Source organism: Aeromonas sp. 6P (assembly GCF_051919525.1).
In the GTDB taxonomy this organism is placed as follows: domain Bacteria; phylum Pseudomonadota; class Gammaproteobacteria; order Enterobacterales; family Aeromonadaceae; genus Aeromonas; species Aeromonas veronii.
The window spans coordinates 2,808,514-2,826,779 of the sequence record NZ_JBQBEO010000002.1 but is presented as its reverse complement, the minus strand read 5'-3'; the positions used below and the strand labels follow the sequence as shown (position 1 = coordinate 2,826,779).

Sequence of the window (18,266 nt, the reverse complement as noted above, 5' to 3'; positions counted from 1 at the left end):
CCATGGATTTCTCAATCATTCTCAAAGAGTGGCCCACCTACTGGGAGGGGCTCTATACCACCGTCTGGCTGGTGGCCCTCTCTCTGATCCTTGGGTTGATGCTGGCGGTGCCCATGGGCATCCTGCGTAATAGCCGCAACTGGCTGATCAAGGGGCCGATCTGGGCCTATATCTACTTCTTTCGCGGTACCCCGCTGCTGGTGCAGCTCTTTATCATCTACTACGGCGCCGCCCAGTGGGAGTGGCTGAAGAACAGTGCCGCCTGGTCGCTCTTCTCCGAAGCCTGGTTCTGTGCGCTGCTGGCTTTCACCCTCAATACCGCCGCCTATACCGCCGAGATCGTGCGCGGGGCGGTGCACAATATGCCGCGCGGCCAGATTGAGGCAGCCAACGCCTTTGGCATGACCCGCTGGCAGACTCTGACCCGGATCATTTTGCCCAACTCGTTTCGTCGGGCACTGCCGGCTTACAGCAACGAGGTGATCTTCATGCTGCAAGGCTCAGCGGTGGCGGGCATCATCACCATCGTCGATCTGACCGGCGCGGCGCGGATCATCAACTCTCGCTACTACAGTCCGTTCGAGGCCTTTTTGACCGCAGGGCTGCTCTATATGCTGCTCACCTTTGTCATCGTCTGGCTGTTCAAGAAGTGGGAAGCGCGCTGGCACGCCCACCTGCGCCCGCGCAATGTGTAAGGTGTGATCTGCCAAGATGAGCGAAAATGGCCCCGCCTGTTGCAGGCGGGGCCATTGTTTATCTTTATCCTCCGCCCGTCCGGTTTGCCAAATGGCGGACGAGCAGGGAGAATGCAGCACTCCCGAGCGCCGCCAGCCGTTGGCTGCGTGCCTTATCCCCCAGTTCCCGAGGTTTTATGTACCGGATATTGTTTGAGCATCCCGCTTTCCTGGTTATCGACAAGCAGCCCGGCATCGGCATGCACGACGAGAAGGGGGACGGTGAGTCGGTCAATCCGGGGCTGGTCAATCGCGTGAAGGCCGATACCGGGCTCACCCTCTATCCGGTACACCGGCTCGACAAGATGACCTCCGGTCTGGTGCTGCTGGCCCGCACCACGGAGGCGAATCGTGAGCTGAGCATGGCTTTTGCGGCCCGTGAGGTGAGCAAGCAGTATCTGGCGCTCTCCGATCGTAAACCGAAGAAGAAGCAGGGTTGGGTGAAGGGGGATATGCAAAAGGGGCGCGGTGGCAGCTGGATGCTGGCTCGCACGCTGGAAAACCCCGCCATCAGCTGGTTTGATTCGGTGTCGGTGCGCGAGGGGCTGCGGCTCTATCGCATCAAGCCCCAGACCGGCAAAACCCACCAGATCCGGGTTGCCCTCAAAAGTATCGGCGCCCCCATTCTCGGGGATGAGCGCTATGGCGGCACGCCAGCCGATCGCGGCTATCTGCACGCCTGGCGACTGAGTTTTACCCTGGCGGGCGAGCCGTTCGACTTTGTCTGTCCGCCCGATGTGGGGAGTGAATTTGTCACTCCCGAGCTCATGGCCGCCATCGCAGCCCTTGCGCCCTGATGCTGATGCGCCCAGCACCTGACACCATGATCCATTCAGCGAAAGAGCGTGATCCTGACGGACGTGCACCGCGCTGGATCCTGGCCGACTTTGACGACACCCTGGCCCCCGGCGACAGCCACGCTGGTCTGCTGCGCTATATCCTGCGCCGCCGGATCTGGCCGCTGCTGCTGTTGCCAGTGATTGCGCTGGGTGGGTTGGTCTATTTGTTACCAAGTCAGCTGCTACCCAGCCAGCGGTGGCGCGGTATCTCCCTTATCTGGTGGGCCATCACGTTGGGGCTTTCCCCTTTGGGCTGGCGCAAGCTGGTGCGCGCCTATTGCCGCACCAGGCCGGGGCTGTATCGTCAGGCTCGCGAATTGCTGCAAAGCGAGGGCGCGCGCTGCTGGGTGATCTCCGCCAGCCCCTGCGCACTGGTGCGAGCCCAGCTCTATCAGCAACTGCCCGGCCAGTTGCCCCACCGGATCATTGGCTCGCAGATGCGCTACCGTTTTGGCGGTCTGATGCCGTGCTTCTATTGCCACGGTCAGCACAAGCTGCTGCCGGAGATCTGCGCCCTCGAAGCCGAGCTGGCGCTTAGCGACAGTCTGCACGATCTGCCGCTGCTGGGGTTGGGGAAAGAGGCGTGGCTGATCAATCCGACGCCCACGCGACTGCAAAAAGCTCGGGGGCTGTTGCCTCATCTCATTCCACTGCGCTGGCAGTTGTAAGGCAAAGCTGACACCCTTGCCGTCCGCAATGAGCGTTGTGGCAAGGGGACTCACTGTTTGTCACACTTCATTTACATCTTTTGCTGCCAGTTGCGAAAAACTATCTGCAACTCGCCTCTTCTCTTCCTGCTACGCCCTGCTTCTAATGAAACAAGTTGTTAACACTTGCCGCGCCGCTGGGTGCTGCAATCCGTTTTAACCGAATCAAGAGCAAGGAGCGCCCGATGAATGCCACCTCTTCCGCCACCCATACCATCAATCCGTTAGGCACAGACGGTTTCGAGTTTGTCGAGTACACAGCCCCCGATGCCAAGGGGATTGCCGCCCTCAAGAGCCTGTTCGTTTCGCTCGGGTTTGCCGAGGTCGCCAAGCACAAACACAAGCAGTGCTGGCTCTACCGGCAGGGGGATATCAACTTTGTGGTCAATGCTGAGCCTCACTCCCAGGCGGAGCAGTTTGCCAGCCTGCACGGGCCGAGCGTTTGCGGCATGGCATTTCGGGTGAGCGATGCGGGCAAAGCCCAGCAGTACGCCATCGCCAAGGGGGCCAAGCCCTTTGTCGGCAAGATTGGCCCGATGGAGCTCAATATTCCCGCCATCTACGGTATCGGCGAGAGCACGCTCTCCTTTGTCGACCGCTACGGCGACAAAGGCTCCATCTATGACGTGGATTTTGTCTTCTACCCCGACTGGCAGGCCCGGATGGCGGAGGTGGATGCCGGTCTTATGGAGATCGATCACCTGACCCATAACGTGCATCGCGGCAATATGGATGTCTGGTCCAACTTCTATGAGCGGATCGGCAACTTCCGCGAAATTCGCTACTTCGATATCGAGGGCAAGCTGACCGGGCTGCACTCTCGCGCCATGACTGCTCCCTGCGGCAAGATCCGCATCCCCATCAACGAGTCGGCGGATGACAAGTCCCAGATCGAGGAGTACCTGCGCCAGTACAAGGGGGAGGGGATCCAGCACATCGCCATGGCCTCCAGCGATATCTACCAGACCATCCGCACCCTGCGCAGCCGCGGTACCGGTTTTATGCCGACGCCGGATACCTACTACGAGAAGGTGAACAGCCGGGTCGAGGGGCACCAGGAGGATCTGGCGGCCCTCAAAGAGCTGCGCATCCTCATCGACGGCTCCCCCACCAAGGATGGCATCCTGTTGCAGATCTTCACCGATACCGTGATAGGCCCGGTCTTCTTCGAGATCATCCAGCGCAAGGGCAACGAAGGGTTTGGCGAGGGCAATTTCAAGGCGCTGTTTGAATCGATCGAGCTGGACCAGATCCGCCGTGGCGTGCTGGATGGCGGCGAGGATGAGAAGGGGGCCCGTAAAGAGGGAGCGAGCAATGCGTAACTGGATTAACTTTCCCCACCGGGAGGGAACCCACTCCCGACAGGCCCATGCCGACCTGCCGGAACAGGCCATCTATGAGCGCGAGCTGGGGCGTAGCGGCTTTTTCGGCCCCGCCACCCACATGCACCACAAGCATGCCCCCACCGACTGGAGCAGTTGGGAGGGGCCGCTGCGGCCACGGCTGTTTGACCTCAATGCCCTGCAGGAGGAGGTGAGTTCCCTCTCCCCCTGGGTGGCCCCCGACATTCTCAGCAACCCCCACTGCCGCTATCGCATCTGGCGGCTCTCCGAGGCGATGCCGTTTCTGGTGCGCAACGCCGACGGTGACGAGCTGCTCTTTATCCACGAGGGGGGCGGTGAGTTCTTCTGCGACTACGGCCACCTGACTCTTCGCGATGGCGACTACGTGGTGATCCCCCGTGGCACCATGTGGCGCATCGAACCCAGCGCACCCATGTTCATCCTGATGATCGAGGCGACCAACGACAGCTATCAGCTGCCGGACAAGGGGCTGGTGGGCAATCACGCCATCTTCGACCCGGCGGCGCTGGATGTACCCGCCATCAACGAGCGCTTTTTGGCCCAGCAGGATGAAAATCCCTGGTCGCTGCAGGTCAAGCGTCACGATCAGGTGTCGGTTATCACTTGGCCGTTCAACCCGCTGGATGCACAAGGGTGGCACGGGGATTTGTGCGTGGTGCGCCTCAACTGGCGGGATATCCGCCCGCTGATGAGCCACCGCTACCATCTGCCGCCGTCAGCTCATTCGACCTTTGTGGCGAGCCGCTTCGTGATTTGTACCTTCGTGCCGCGCCCCATCGAGAGCGATCCCGGCGCCCTCAAGGTGCCCTTCTATCACAGCAATGACGATTATGACGAGGTGCTCTTTTACCACGCCGGGGACTTCTTCAGCCGGGACAATATCGAGCGGGGCATGGTCACCTTCCATCCCGCCGGTTTCACCCACGGCCCCCATCCCAAGGCGTTTGCGGTAGGGCAGGCCTATGCCAAGAAGTTCACCGACGAGGTGGCGGTCATGCTCGATACCCGCGATGCGCTGAACGTTGGCAGTCTGTGCGAAGGGATCGAGAACACCCGGTATGTCTCCAGCTGGCAGCGCCCGGACGCTGCTGCCGGTAAATAAGGAATCGCTTATGAAATTGGCAACATTGAACAATGGCAAGCGCGATGGCGCTTTGGTGGTGGTGAGCCGGGATCTGACCCGGGCGGTACGGGTGAGCGAGATTGCCCCGACGTTGCAGACCGCCCTCGACGAGTGGGCCGAGGTTGCCCCCAGGCTGGAGGCTGTCTATCAGCAGCTTAACGAGGGCCGTGCGGTAGAGGCGTTCCCCTTTGATGAAGCGTCTTGCCTCTCTCCGCTGCCGCGCGCCTACCAGTGGGCTGATGGCAGCGCCTACGTCAACCATGTGGAGCTGGTGCGCAAGGCCCGCGGCGCCGAGATGCCGGAGAGCTTCTGGCACGATCCGCTGATGTATCAGGGGGGCTCCGACAGCTTTTTGGCTCCCCGTAGGCCGATTGTCATGGGATCGGAGGAGTGGGGGATCGATTTCGAGTCGGAGGTGGCCATCATCACCGACGATGTGCCGATGGGGGTGAGCCCGCAGGGGGCCGCCAGTCACGTCAAGCTGCTGATGCTGGTCAACGATGTGAGCCTGCGCAACCTCATTCCGGGCGAGCTCGCCAAGGGCTTTGGTTTCTTCCAGTCCAAACCGTCCAGCGCCTTCTCGCCGGTGGCCATTACCCCGGATGAGCTAGGGGATGCGTGGCGTGATGGCAAAGTGCATCTGCCGCTTCTGACTCATCTCAACGGTGCGCTGTTTGGTGCGCCCGAAGCCGGGGTGGACATGACCTTCAACTTCTTCGAGCTGATTGCCCATGCGGCCAAGACCCGTCCCCTTGGTGCGGGCTGCATCATCGGCTCGGGGACCGTCTCCAACTACGATCGCAGCGCCGGTTCATCCTGCATCGCCGAGCGCCGCATGCTGGAAATTCTTGATTGTGATCAAGCTATAACCCCCTATTTGCAGTTTGGTGATAGAGTGTCGATCGCGATGGAAGATCGCTCTGGCCAAAACCTGTTTGGCACCATCTCTCAACAGGTGGTGCCAGCGAGCGGTCAGGGAGGTTGATGGCCAGCGCCGGTTGGCGGCAAACCTATTCGGGATATGTCCGGATCACGACGAGCCCTCAACCGGTGCCGGATACACAAGGAGGCAGGTGGCGAGCACCTGCCGGGCTTTGGGCCCAGATAAGATGCAGGGACAGATTATGTTGCAGTTGTTTGGCTATTGGCGTTCGTCGGCAAGTTTTCGGGTGCGGATCGTGTTGCAGCTCAAGGGGCTCGCCTACGAGCAGCATCCCATCAATTTGCGGCAAGGCGAGCAGAGCGAGAAGGCCTATCGCCGGATCAACCCGCAAGGGCTGGTGCCGTTTCTGGTGGATGGCGATGTGCAGATCGGTCAGTCGGTCGCCATCATGGAGTACCTTGACGAGACCTATCCCGCCTACTCACTGATGCCCTCTTCCCCCGACGCGCGGGCCCGGGTGCGCCAGATCGTCAATATGATCGCCTGTGATATCCACCCGCTCAACAATCTGCGGGTGCTCAACTATCTGGAAGAGCACTTCAGGGCCAACAACGAGCAGGAGGCTCGCTGGTATCGCCACTGGATTGACGAGACCTTCACCGCCCTCGAACAGCTGTTGATGACCACCGCCGGTGTCTACTGCGTCGGCAACGAAGTGACCCTGGCCGACTGCATGCTGGTGCCCCAGGTCTACAACGCCCGCCGCTACGAGATGACCCTGGACGATTACCCCACCATCCGCCGCATCGTCGCCAACTGCGAACAGTTGCAAGCCTTTATCAAGGCCGCCCCCGCCAACCAGCCGGACGCGCAGTGACCTACTGACTTGAATCGCGGGATGGCATCAACACGCCATCCCGCGCGTTATATCTCCTCATCTCTTTATTTCCCTTCTGTATGCGCCTTGCGTGCCTCGTGTTGACGACTGAATGTCGCCAAGGATCCTGCACTTGTCACACTTATCAATATTTTGCATTGATTGAGTCTTTATTGTTGGTGTTTTGGGCTGCCAGTCACACTCAAGTCAGTTGATTGGGCCTAGTATCGCCACGCCAGCGGAACAGCGGAAAGCAGAAATGCGCACAGGTCGCCTATCAGGGGGCCTTGGCTACCTCCCTGGTTTCCACGGTTTATCCGCACAGCTCTTTTTCGTGTTTACGGTTTGATGGCCCGCATTGTCCGGCCCGTGTCACCGCGCAGATCCCTTGTGACAGCGGCAGGTTGACTGGCGCGCTACCGCTTATTTGCAACCACTCTGTGCAACAAGGAGATCTCATGCATTCCTTCAAAAAGTGCGTCGTCGCACTCTCCATCAACCTTGCTCTCTTCTCGTCGGCGTTCGCCTGTACCACCTTGCTGGTCGGCAGTGAAGCCAGCGTCGATGGCTCCATGATGGTGGCCCGCAGCGCCGACAGCGATGCCCTGAAAGCCCAGCATTTCGTGATCCATCCGGCCAAGCAGGGGCTGAGCGGTATGCACAGCTCCAAGGCTCACAACGGTGCCAATGATTTCAGCTATCCCTTGCCGAAAAACTCCCTGCGCTATACCACGGTACCGAACTGGAAGACCCAGCTGCACGGCGCCACCGGGTTCAACGAGAAGGGGGTCGGGGTGAGCGGCACCGAGTCCATTTTTTCCTCACCCGAGGCGCTCGCCTTCGATCCCTATGTGGAAGAGAAGGGGATTACCGAAGACGACATTCCCGATGTGTTGCTCTCCCGTTCTACGTCGGCCCGCGAGGCGATCTCGTTGCTTGGCAACATCATCGAGACCATAGGCGCGGGAGAGGGATTTGGTGTCGCCGTGGTGGATGATAACGAGCTCTGGTATCTGGAGACTGCCACCGGCCATCACTGGATGGCGCAGCGTCTGCCGAAAAATCACTACTTTGCCACCGCCAATCAGGGCCGCCTGCAGCAGTACGATCCGGCCAGTCCCGACATGATGGGATCGAAAAATCTGATCGAATTTGCCACCGAGAAAGGGCTCTACCATCCGCAAAAGGAGGGGGCGTTCAATTTCTCGAAAGCCTATACCCGCGATGACGAGCGGGACCGTACCTATAACGATCCGCGGGTCTGGACCATCCAGCAGATGTTCAACCCCTCGCTCAAGCAGGCGGTGGATGCCGGTCGCCAGTTCCCGGTCACCCTCTCCCCCGAGAAGAAGATGACGCTGGAGGAGGTCAAGGCGGTGCTGCGCAATCACTATGACGGCACCGAACACGATCCCTACAGCAAGGGGTTGAACGGTCAGGAGCCGTGGCGCCCCGTCAGCGTGTTTCGCACCTACGAGTCCCATGTGATGCAGGTACGCCCCTGGATGCCGCGCGAGGTGGGGGAGGTGACCTATGTGGGCCTCGGCATGGCGGATCTGACCGCCTTCGTTCCCTACTACAGCGGTCTGGAAGCCTATCCGGCGCACTATGCCATGGGTAGCGACAAGGCCGACAGCGACTCCATCTACTGGAAATATCGCAAGCTGCAGACCCTGGTGATGACCGATTACCCCAAATTGGCCCCCATGGTGAAGCAGGCGTACCAGAGCTGGGAGGCGAAGATCGCCAAAGAGCAGAAAGAGATGGAAGCCAGCTATCTGAAAACGGTCAAAACCGACAAGGCCGCCGCCAACAGCATGCTCAACGATTTCAATCTGCGGGTGATGCAGGAGGCCGAAACGCTGACCGAGGATCTGACCAACCAGATCTTCACGGTGCGCACCCAGGATATTCAGGCCGATATCTTCTTCGCCAACATGGCGAAAAAGGATTAACCGCGACGCACTCATCATGCCAAAGAGGGGCCCCGACGGTCAGTCTGAGCGGTCGCCGGGCAGATCGGTTTCTCTGATCACTTTCCCACTATCGATGCCGGAGCCTGTGTTCTGGCATTTTTCCTTTATGACATCCCGCCAATGTGTCTGGCCCGGGTAGTGGATTTCGCTACCCGATACGAAAGCAGAGACTTTCATTCAGGTTTTTATTTCGCCTTTCAGCATATCGGTTACGTGATCAGCTACCCACTTTTGGTTATCTGAGAGCTTTTATGCGGTCTTTCTGTGTTATTTATCACTACCCATTGATTCGACTGTGATGGGCACTCTCTTTATCCATCTCATTTTTTCTCGTTAATCCAAGGCGTTATCGCTTCATCAGACGGCTGTTTGCAGAAAAAAGCGGCTGCTTTCTGAATAAGGCGACCGCGCCGCCGGATCTCGTCACGGCATCATATCCGTCACTACTCACAGGACTACCGCAATGCATATTGTCGACAGATTTTTGGGATACACCGCCATCAATACCACCACCAATCGTGAAGCGGGCGCCGCCGGGGTAATGCCCTCCTCCCCGGGGCAGCGGGTGCTGGCTGACAAGGTGGCAGAGGAGCTGATCGCCCTGGGGTTGACCGTGGAGGTGGCGGATAACGCCATCCTGACCGCCACACTTCCTGCCAATGTGGCGGGGGATCTGCCCACCGTGGCCTTCTTTGCTCATCTCGATACCAGTGCTGAACAGACCAACGATACCCATGCCCAAGTAGTGGCCTATGAAGGGGGCGATATCTGCCTCAATGCCGACCAGCAGATCACACTGCGTCTGAGCGAGTTCCCCGAGCTGGCCAACTATGTCGGTGATCGGATCATCGTGACCGACGGCACCAGCCTGCTGGGGGCCGATGACAAGGCGGCCATCGCCGCCATCGTCAATGCGGTTGCCTATCTGCAGGCACATCCGGAGATCCCCCACGGCACCATCAAAATTGGTCTGGTACCTGACGAGGAGCAGGGATTGCGCGGGGCCAAGGCGTTCGATACCGAACGTTTTGGCGCTGACTTCGCCTATACCCTCGACTGCTGCGGCATTGGCGAGCTGGTCTATGAGAACTGGAATGCGGGGGATGCGGAGTTTGTCTTTCACGGTGCCTCGGCCCACCCCATGTCGGCCAAGGGCAAGCTGAAGAACTCGCTGCTGATGGCGCACAAGTTTATCGCCATGCTGCCGGGGGGCGAAGCGCCCGAATATACCGAGGGGCGCGAGGGTTACTACTGGGTCAAGCAGATGCAGGGCAACAGCGCCCAAACTGTGCTCAAGCTGGACGTGCGCGACTTCACTCAGGATGGGTATCAGCAACGAATGACCCTGCTCGACACCCTCGGCAAGAGCTGTCAGGCCCTGTGGGGTGAGCAGAGCGTGAGTTACCACTTGAGCGATCGCTACAGCAATGTTTTCAACAGCTTGCAGGGGGAGAACCGCTATCCCATCGAACTGGCGCTGGCCGCCTACGAGACCCTTGGGATCACCCCAAACCCCATCCCGATGCGCGGTGGTTATGATGGTGCCGTGCTCTCCCAGAAGGGATTGCCTTGCCCGAACCTCTTCACCGGTGCCCACAACTTTCACTCCATCTACGAGTACCTGCCGGTCAGCTCCCTCGAGGCGGCCAGTGCCGTGGTGATCGAGATAATCAAGCTCACCCACACCCGTTTCAGTCGCTAAGGAGTCGTCATGTTTCAGGTAGTTATTGCAGTGCTGGTCATCGTGCTGGTGGCCAGACTGATCCTCAAAGGCTATCGGGCCGAACCGGTGCTGTTTGCCGCCGGTCTGGTGCTGATGGTGGCAAGCCAGCTGGCAGGGTGGGGGAGTGTGCTGCCCAAAGGGGTCGAGAGCACCGGGATGGCCCTGTTCGATCCTTTTGAGGTGATGCGGGATCTCTTCAGTTCGCGTGCGGCCGATCTGGGGCTGATGATCATGGCGCTGATGGGCTTTGCCCATTACATGGATCATATCGGTGCCAATGATGCGGTGGTTCGCATTGCGATTCGTCCGCTGCGCCGGTTGCGCTCTCCCTATGTGTTGCTCTTTTTCTCCTATCTGCTGGCTAGCGCGCTGCAACTGGCGATCCCCTCGGCGACCGGTCTGGCGGTACTGTTGATGGCTACCCTGTTCCCCATCATGGTGGGGCTGGGCCTCTCTGCGGCCTCGTCGGCCGGGGTGATTGCTACTTCCCTCGGGGTGGCCTATACCCCGACTGCTATCGATGCCATCCGTGCAACCGATGCGGTGGGAATGGGCCACAACGTGATCGAATATGTCTACACCTATCAGGGCCCTGCCGCGCTGGCGACCGTGCTGGTGGTGGGCTTGATGCACGTATTTTGGCAACGTCGTTGCGATCTGCAGGAGGGGCATCAGCATCAGGGGGCCGCTGCGGTGGACGAGTCGGCAAACGAGGTCGGTGTCCCCGGCTTTTATGCCATCTTGCCGATGCTGCCCATCATCATGGCGGTGGGCTTCTCTTCCCTGTTTGTCGATCACATCAAGCTCAACGTCATCACCATCGTGATGATCTCGATGTTTATCAGCATGGTGGTCGAGGCAGCCAGAACCCGTGACATGAAGCAGGTGTGCGGTGGTTTCAGCCACTTCCTCAATGGCATGGGGTCAGCATTCAGCAACGTGGTGGGGTTGCTGGTGGCGGCGGGGATCTTTGCCCACGGCATCAAGGTGCTGGGGGTAATCGATATCATGATTGTTGGCGCCGAACATGTGGGGCTGCCTGCATTTGCCATGGCCATCGTCTTCGCGCTGGTCACCCTGGCGGCCGCCATCATCATGGGCTCCGGCAATGCGCCCTTCCTCGCCTTTGTCGAGCTGATCCCGCAGATTGCGGCCAGCATGGGGGTCAACACAGCCGCCATGATCCTGCCGATGCAGCAGGCCTCCCATATGGGGCGTGCCATGTCGCCAGTTTCCGGGGTGATTATCGCCGTCGCCAGCGGTGCCAAGCTGACGCCGTTTGCGGTGATCAAGCGTACCTCTGTGCCGCTGATGGTCGGTTTTGTCTTCCATACCCTGATCGTGGGGATCTTCTATCTGTAACTGCACCTTCGGTTATCAGGAGATGAAATAACCAAAAGCCCTTCACCATGGTGAAGGGCTTTTTGCATCGTGTTATGCCACTTGCAGTGGGGGGCGTCCAGCTAAAAACGGTACTCGATATGGAGGGTATGGCTGTCGAGCCCCGGGTTCTTGTCATACATATAGGCGTTGGACATGTGCTCATACTGATAACCGATCAGCCAATTCTTGGTGATGGCGTAACCGAGGCCGATACCCAGGGCGAACTGGAAGGGGCCGCCGTAATCCTTGTAGCCGTGGCCACGGGTGCCAAATTGATACTGATCGAGCCAGACCATTTCGCTGGGGATCCAGGTCACCCAGTTACCCCATTGGCATTCGATACGGGCGCCGCCCCCCAGTCTGGCGGTCTCTTCATCTTCTACCTTGAGCGTACCGCCACGTACCCCCAGTCCAAATTGGCAGCTGGAGTCTCCCCAACGCCAAAACATATGGTGGAACTTGGCGTCGGCGATGTTGATGTCGAGCTTTTCATTGCTGAAGGCCTTGCCAAGCTGCAGTACCACGATATTGTCATTGGCCATTGCAGCCTGACTGGCGAGCAGTGCTGTCAGCAGGCTGATCCTTGATAGAGTGTTAGCGTCCATGCCCCCTCCTGTCTTATTGCTACCTGTTTCACTTCTGATTCAATCGAACACATATCAGGCATAGACAACGGGCAAGAGTCTTGTCAATTTGTGATAGAAAACTAAAAAAATACATATTGGCTAATAAATGGTCTATTGCGTGCTTTCCATTCGGCTGGATTTTGGATGCTGCGCTCGTTTTGTTCGTTAATTGAACTGTCAGGTTCCGTGAGGGGATGAAGTTGGAGCAATGTGTTTAATTTTATTAAACTAGTTATTTGATTAATTGGTATATCTGGAAGGCATCTATAGGTGTTAATATTTTGAAATAGATTTCCCATACATTATTGAGGTTCGTTTTGCAATAGGCTAGGCTCTCAAAAATAGATAAAGCTATGGTGTCATAGTATAAATAAGAACTCTCTAAATTGGATTTTTTCTCATCATTAACTTTTGCGTAATTAAATCTCAATTGTCATTAGTAGTTTTATGATTCATAAGTCATGTAAAAACAAAAGCTTACTTGACCTCTTATGCAAGATGGTCTCTATGGTCGGTGATTATTGAGCCTTGACTCAATCGTGGCTGATTGATACGATTCTGAAAAAATAAAATAAGCATGATGTACGTCACATAATGACGCTCAATGCACGGGCTGGATGTTTACTGCGCAATCTATGCTGTTGGTTTTTTAATCGGCAGTGCTCGCTATTCCCCCCGCTTTATTTTTTGCATTCAATTTGCCTACTTTTTGTTCGGTAAGATGTCGTTGCCGTGCGGTAGCTATGTCTATTCACTTTAGTTGCAATTGTCGTGCGGTAGCCATGCATATTTTCATGGAAACCATGGGTTCGTTGCTTGCTCTTTGCTTTTCTTCGCGCTCGTTGCCGCAAGTTAAGCCAAGCCTCCCGTACACAGGCATCGTATGCGGCAAATTCAACTTGCCAATCAGAGCGTCATCTCGGTCTAACAGAGCGAAATGCGATTGCCTCTCTTGTTTCATTTCCTCAAAAGCTCGCTTCCGCCAAGCATTTACGGAACACTATTGCGCATCTCGCAATACGAACTAATGGAAAATCTTGATACATGAACAATGTCACTCCGCTCCTGGCGGCCATCTTCGCCATTCAACTCGGTGGCTGCGCATATCAACCTAAGCAGGTCGAGGCATCTCGTCCCTTGGTTAACCCGGTTGATATGAATGCTCAGCCAGTTATGCCAAGCGCTGTACAACAGGCGCTCAATACGCTGCCTCAGGGCTCGGCGTTCACCCATCACGACACCACAATTACGCTCGGGAAGCGTTATGTCTCGGCGCTTGGGCGTGAGTGTGTCGAGCTGATTTACAGTCAGCAGCAAGGGCACCAGCAACGCAGTGCAGCTTGCAAGAGTGCTGAGCAGTGGTACCAGGTTCCTCAATTGGATCAGGCATCTTTGGGCAATCTGTTTGCCAGGTAACAACGCGAAAGGGTTAGGTTTTGAAGATTAAAAGTAGCCGTTTGAGTTTGATGTTGTGGTTGATCACTGCATCTTTCCCCGTACTCTCTGCCAGTGCCCCCAATCTGGCTCAATCAGATGGTCAGACATTTGGCTATCAACTGGCAAACAACAAAGGGTTGCATTCTGCACAAGGTGGCCAAGCCAATACCGACTCGACCACCGGCACCTTTGCCCAACAGAACCGGCAAGGAATGTTGTTGCCAGGGGAGGCTGATGTACGCAAATTGTTGCCGCAAGCAGAAGCTGGATTGCCTCCTCCTTACGGTGCCAACCTGTTTGCAGGTGGCTATGAAACCGAGCGCAGTGATGGCTTGAATGACAATTACTTGATTGCCGCTGGCGACAAACTCAATATCTGGATTTGGGGAGCAGTCAATTTTTCCAATGTGGTGACGGTGGATAATCAGGGTAATATCTTCATCCCTGATGTGGGCCCCATCAATGTCAAAAATGTGCCGGCCAGTCAGGTTAACGGGCTGGTAACCAGCCGCATTGGTGATGTATTCACCAACAATGTCAATGTTTACGTCAATTTGCTTACCACGACCCCTGTTAGTGTTTATGTCACCGGCCCAGTCATCCGTCCTGGTCAATATGCCGGTCAATCGTCAGACAGCGTGCTCTATTTCCTCAAACGAGCTGGCGGGATTGACTCCGAGCGGGGCAGCTACCGCCAGATCAAGGTGCTGCGTCAGAATCGGGTGATCCAGCAGGTCGACCTCTATGAATTTATGCGCCAGGGCAAAATGCCCATTCTCTCCTTCAAGGATCAGGACGTGATTTTGGTTGAACCGCAAGGTCCGATGATCAATGTGGCGGGCAAGGTCCGTAATCCATTCCGATTTGAATTGACCCAGCGCAACACCCTGGGGGCGGAACTCATCAACTATGCGCTGCCGTTGGCCAAAGTGAGTCACGTTGGTGTGATTGGTGATCGTGCCAATGGCCCCTTCTCTGTCTATCTGCCATATAAAGACTTTGCCAACATCCAGCTCAAAGATGGTGACAAAGTGCTGTTTAACGATGACATGCATGCACAGGTATATGATGTGCAGGTCTCGGGCAGCTATATGGGTCCCTCTTACTTTACCGTACGCAAGCAGACCAAGTTGCACGACCTGCTCAACCACATCCCTATTGATCCTCAGCTTGCCGATTACCAATCTATCTATCTGATGCGCAAGAGTGTAGCGGCGCGGCAAAAAGAGATGTTGGATGAGTCGCTCAATCGACTGGAACGCAGTGTGTTCACCGCTCCTGCAAGTTCGGATGGGGAAGCCACGATTCGAGCCAAAGAGGCTGAACTGGTGATGCGCTTCGTTGAGAAAGCAAGAAAAATCCAGCCTCTTGGCAAAGTAGTGGTCGCAGATAAAGGGATTATCGCGAACATTCAGTTGGAACAGGGTGACCAAATTGTCATACCTAACAGAACTGATTTGATTCAGGTCGGAGGGGAAGTCTTGATGCCACAGGCCGTGGTCTACAACACCAATGCGACTCTCGATGACTATGTGGCTTGGGCGGGCGGATTCACCGAGCGTGCGAATGACCAGCGGATTGCTGTGGTTCATGCCAACGGATTGGTGGAGTTTAAAGATAAGGGGAGTGTCCAGCCCGGTGATCAGATCCTGGTGTTGCCCAAGGTTGACAGCAAAACCATGCAATCGGTCAAGGATATTACTCAAATCATCTATCAGATCGCCGTGGCTGCTAACGTAGCAATTAACTAAGCCGCTTCTTGCTGTAAAAAAGCAGACTCGCCAATAGGCGAGTCTGCTATGGGTAAAGCGAACTAATGAATAAACCGATTCTTAATCAAACGCCGCGCACATCCCTGCAGGTGTTGCGAGATGTTGTCTTTGGCCTGCTTATTCGTGAGCTTAAAACCCGCTTTGGTAGTTACCGGTTGGGTTATGCCTGGGCTCTGCTGGATCCGCTGCTGATGATTGGTTTTTTCAGCCTGATTTTTGGCCTGCGGAACCACAGTGGCTTTGGTGGGGCACCGGCACCACTCTTTATCACCGCCGGGTATTTGCCCTTTCTCTTTTTTAAAAATGTGGTGAGTAAACTGCAAACGGCAGTTAGTTCCAATATGGGGCTGTTTTGCTACCGTCAGGTCACCCCATTCTCGACCTTCATTGCGCGCTTTATGCTCGAAACCATGGTGGGGATGATGGTGGGTGGTGTATTGATATTGGGGTTAATCTGGTTTGGTTTTGATGCCATCCCCGCCGACCCGCTGCAGGTTATCCTTGTCTATCTGCTGTTGATGGTGTTCTCGTTTTCCCTCGGCATTGTTTTTTGTGTTATCTGCAACCTGATGCAAGAGGCCGACAAGTTTCTCGGTCTGCTGATGATGCCATTCATGTTTGTCTCTTGTGTCATGTATCCGCTAGCCACTATTCCGGCCCAATATCGGCACTGGTTTTTATGGAATCCGCTGGTGCATGCCCTCGAGCTTATTCGCAGTGGCTGGATTGCCGGCTATAGCAGCCCATATGTTAGTTGGGAGTATCTGGCTGCTGTCACCCTGATACTGCTCACTTTCGCCATGAGTTGCTATCGGTTAAGCCACCGCCGCTTGATTGCAAGTTAAAGTGATCCACATGATTGTTCTTGATTCTGTTACCAAGTATTACCCGACCAAATTTGGCCGTAATTATGTACTGCGCGATGTCTCGCTCACCCTGCCCAAGGATCGCAATATCGGCATTCTGGGGGTCAATGGGGCAGGCAAGTCAACGTTGTTACGGCTACTCGGGGGTATGGATATGCCCAACCGAGGCAAGGTGAGCCGGCATTGCCGGGTATCCTGGCCACTGGCACTGGGGGGAGGTTTTCAGGGCAGCATGACGGGGCGTGAAAATACCCGTTTTGTTTGCCGCATTCATGGGGTGCGCGAGACGGCTGCTGTTGAAGAGTGGGTCAAGGAGTTCTCGGAAATAGGTCAGCATTTCGAGCTGCCAATCAAGGGATACTCCAGTGGTATGCGTTCCAAATTTTCCTTTGCAGTTAGCATGGCGTTTGATTTCGATATCTATCTGACTGACGAAATCACCTCGGTGGGGGATGCGCGTTTTAAGCAGAAGTGTATCGATGTATTTAACCAGAAACGTGAAACTGCCAGCCTTATTATGGTGTCGCACGATATGAAAAACCTGCGTCAGCAGTGTGATATGGGTATTTTATTACGAAATAGCCGATTGGAGGTATTTGACAATATCGACGATGCGATCCGTATTTATCAAAATCTATAATAAGCACAATTAAACATGACACAACCTATCAGAACAGAAAAGCCATCACGCTTCGTGCGGAAGCTTCGCAAACTTGGCAAAGAGCCGAAGCGTTTCTTCATTGATTCCAACGGTTATAAAATTGCCCACAGGTCTTGGCAACAGAGTCTGAAACTGGGCAGCTTTTTGTGGGTTGTAGCCTGCTTTACCATGGCATCGATCTATTTTGGCGGGATTGCTTCAGACCGTTATGTCAGCCGAAGTGACATCATTATCAAGCAGGCAGATCAAATCAAAATGTTGCCCGATGCCCTGTCTATGCTGGGGCTGGGTGGTAGCAATCATCAGGACGTATTGCTGGTACAAGAGTACCTGCGCTCCTGGGATCTGTTGGCCAAGCTGGATCGCGAATTGGCGCTTAAAGCGCACTACCAAAGCCATGATGCCGACTTCTTCTCCCGTTTATCGGGGGAGGCGACCCGCGAAGAGTTTCTTGAATATTACCGTGATCACCTGACCTTGCGTCTTGATGAACTCTCCGGGGTATTAACCATCGAACTGCAGGCTTTTGATCCCGTATATGGCCAGCAGGTAGTGAGCATGATGCTGAAAGAGGCGGAAGGTTTTATCAACAAGCTGGGCCACCAGATCGCCATGGATCAGCTCGCGTTTGTCGAGCAAGAGGTTAACCGTTCCCATCAACGCTTGCAGGCAGAGAAAGCCAAGGTACTGGCGTTTCAAAATAGCCATCAGCTAATCAGCCCGGAATCGACCAGCACTGCACGCCTTGGTGTGGTCAGTGAAATTGAAGCTGAGCTGGTGCGCCAGCAGGCAGAACTGAAGCAATTGCGCAGTTATATGAAAGAGAGCGCACCAGGGGTGGTATCGGTGCAGAGTCGTGTTGATGCGTTAAGCAAGCAACTGAAACAGGAAAAGGCCAAATTGACCACCAATGATGCTGGTGCTGGCAATCAGGTGACGCCTGAGGCGATGAACGAAATCACTGCCCAATATATGGATCTGAAAACCCAGGCCACTCTGGCTGCCGACCTCTACAAGACGGGCCTTATCAGTCTGGAGCAAGCCCGCGTTGAGGCATATCGCAAGCTGAAACACCTGCTGGTCGTGACGAAGCCAACCTTGGCGGAAGAAGCCGAATACCCACGCCGCTTGTATAACCTGATCACAATTGGTGTTCTGCTTTGCCTCTTCTATGGCCTGATTGTTATGGGGTTGGCGACCTTGCGTGAACATCAGGATTGATAGGGGGATGCAAGATAGGTCAGACCTGTATTCTTGGCAGATGAGAATATCATCTGCCAAAGAGATAACGTTGA

16 protein-coding genes are annotated in these 18,266 nt (G+C 55.8%); 15 read left to right on the top strand and 1 reads right to left on the bottom strand.

Annotated features, from left to right (window positions below):
- Nucleotides 1-2: 2 nt before the first annotated feature.
- The 10 genes from ACTG2J_RS13080 (at nucleotide 3) to dcuC (ending at nucleotide 11,588) form a co-directional block, all read left to right on the top strand.
- A complete protein-coding gene (locus ACTG2J_RS13080) occupies nucleotides 3-695 on the top strand; it encodes an ABC transporter permease (RefSeq protein WP_005337302.1) in 693 nt (230 codons plus the stop codon).
- A gap of 176 nt (nucleotides 696-871) precedes the next feature.
- Complete coding sequence (locus tag ACTG2J_RS13075; protein ID WP_439989550.1) at nucleotides 872-1,531, top strand: TIGR01621 family pseudouridine synthase; 660 nt, start codon at nucleotides 872-874, stop codon at nucleotides 1,529-1,531.
- A 26-nt stretch (nucleotides 1,532-1,557) separates the two neighbouring features.
- Complete coding sequence (locus tag ACTG2J_RS13070; protein WP_439989551.1) at nucleotides 1,558-2,241, top strand: HAD family hydrolase; 684 nt, start codon at nucleotides 1,558-1,560, stop codon at nucleotides 2,239-2,241.
- A 224-nt stretch (nucleotides 2,242-2,465) separates the two neighbouring features.
- Nucleotides 2,466-3,602 (top strand): 4-hydroxyphenylpyruvate dioxygenase, encoded by a 1,137-nt coding sequence (gene hppD / locus ACTG2J_RS13065; RefSeq protein WP_421221660.1) that lies wholly within the window; start codon nucleotides 2,466-2,468, stop codon nucleotides 3,600-3,602.
- Nucleotides 3,595-4,746, top strand: a complete 1,152-nt coding sequence (locus ACTG2J_RS13060; protein ID WP_439989552.1) for a homogentisate 1,2-dioxygenase — start codon at nucleotides 3,595-3,597, stop codon at nucleotides 4,744-4,746. Before hppD ends, ACTG2J_RS13060 begins: the two co-directional genes overlap by 8 nt.
- Nucleotides 4,747-4,756: 10 nt before the next feature.
- Nucleotides 4,757-5,752: a fumarylacetoacetate hydrolase family protein gene (locus ACTG2J_RS13055; protein WP_439997583.1), complete on the top strand. Its 996-nt coding sequence runs from the start codon at nucleotides 4,757-4,759 to the stop codon at nucleotides 5,750-5,752.
- A gap of 139 nt (nucleotides 5,753-5,891) precedes the next feature.
- Complete coding sequence (gene maiA / locus ACTG2J_RS13050) at nucleotides 5,892-6,527, top strand: maleylacetoacetate isomerase (RefSeq protein ID WP_168176930.1); 636 nt, start codon at nucleotides 5,892-5,894, stop codon at nucleotides 6,525-6,527.
- 458 nt (nucleotides 6,528-6,985) lie between these two features.
- Nucleotides 6,986-8,482, top strand: coding sequence for a C69 family dipeptidase (locus ACTG2J_RS13045; RefSeq protein ID WP_421314083.1), 1,497 nt, complete (start codon nucleotides 6,986-6,988; stop codon nucleotides 8,480-8,482).
- Between the two features lie 484 nt (nucleotides 8,483-8,966).
- Nucleotides 8,967-10,205, top strand: a complete 1,239-nt coding sequence (gene pepT / locus ACTG2J_RS13040; protein WP_439997582.1) for a peptidase T — start codon at nucleotides 8,967-8,969, stop codon at nucleotides 10,203-10,205.
- Between the two features lie 9 nt (nucleotides 10,206-10,214).
- Nucleotides 10,215-11,588, top strand: coding sequence for a C4-dicarboxylate transporter DcuC (dcuC, locus tag ACTG2J_RS13035; protein WP_113739290.1), 1,374 nt, complete (start codon nucleotides 10,215-10,217; stop codon nucleotides 11,586-11,588).
- 101 nt (nucleotides 11,589-11,689) lie between these two features.
- Here dcuC and ACTG2J_RS13030 read toward each other — a convergent pair whose 3' ends face one another.
- Nucleotides 11,690-12,214: an acyloxyacyl hydrolase gene (locus tag ACTG2J_RS13030; RefSeq protein ID WP_439997581.1), complete on the bottom strand. Its 525-nt coding sequence runs from the start codon at nucleotides 12,212-12,214 to the stop codon at nucleotides 11,690-11,692.
- Between the two features lie 1,065 nt (nucleotides 12,215-13,279).
- On the opposite strand from ACTG2J_RS13030, the gene ACTG2J_RS13025 reads away from it, so the two are divergent.
- From ACTG2J_RS13025 to ACTG2J_RS13005, 5 genes are all read left to right on the top strand, one after another.
- Nucleotides 13,280-13,651: a hypothetical protein gene (locus ACTG2J_RS13025; protein WP_144712657.1), complete on the top strand. Its 372-nt coding sequence runs from the start codon at nucleotides 13,280-13,282 to the stop codon at nucleotides 13,649-13,651.
- A gap of 20 nt (nucleotides 13,652-13,671) precedes the next feature.
- On the top strand, nucleotides 13,672-15,423 hold the full coding sequence (locus tag ACTG2J_RS13020) for a polysaccharide biosynthesis/export family protein (protein WP_235690384.1): 1,752 nt from the start codon (nucleotides 13,672-13,674) through the stop codon (nucleotides 15,421-15,423).
- Nucleotides 15,424-15,488: 65 nt separating this feature from the next.
- Nucleotides 15,489-16,289: an ABC transporter permease gene (locus ACTG2J_RS13015; RefSeq protein WP_439997580.1), complete on the top strand. Its 801-nt coding sequence runs from the start codon at nucleotides 15,489-15,491 to the stop codon at nucleotides 16,287-16,289.
- Nucleotides 16,290-16,299: 10 nt separating this feature from the next.
- A complete protein-coding gene (locus tag ACTG2J_RS13010) occupies nucleotides 16,300-16,950 on the top strand; it encodes an ABC transporter ATP-binding protein (RefSeq protein WP_439997579.1) in 651 nt (216 codons plus the stop codon).
- Nucleotides 16,951-16,965: 15 nt separating this feature from the next.
- Complete coding sequence (locus tag ACTG2J_RS13005) at nucleotides 16,966-18,192, top strand: sugar transporter (RefSeq protein ID WP_439997578.1); 1,227 nt, start codon at nucleotides 16,966-16,968, stop codon at nucleotides 18,190-18,192.
- Nucleotides 18,193-18,266 lie beyond the last annotated feature (74 nt).